We start from the raw sequence: 231 nt of genomic DNA, 5'->3' as shown, positions 1-231 counted from the left end.
ACCTGTGTGCCCGCGGTATAGGCGCGGCGCAGCTCGGACATGATCTCCCGCGGCGAGCGGAAGGTCCGGGTGTCCGAGGCCTTCGTGCCGTCCGCCGGGTCCACGGCGATGGCCTGGTCGTGGGCGCGGCGAAAACCCTCCACGGCGCCGTCGATCTCCGAGGCGATCTCGGTGGAGTCCCCAGTGATGTCCATGATGTTGCGCTGGGGAGTATCCACGCGAGACGGGACA

General features: G+C 68.8%; 1 pseudogene. It reads right to left on the bottom strand.

Annotated features, from left to right (window positions below):
* Nucleotides 1-218 (bottom strand): annotated as a pseudogene (locus QP752_RS11355) (helicase); the annotation flags it as partial.
* Nucleotides 219-231: the final 13 nt, after the last annotated feature.

This window comes from Corynebacterium sp. UMB10321 (genome assembly GCF_030228725.1).
In the GTDB taxonomy this organism is placed as follows: domain Bacteria; phylum Actinomycetota; class Actinomycetes; order Mycobacteriales; family Mycobacteriaceae; genus Corynebacterium; species Corynebacterium pseudogenitalium.
Note: the sequence above shows the minus strand (reverse complement) of the source record. Positions and strands in the feature narration are given on the sequence as shown.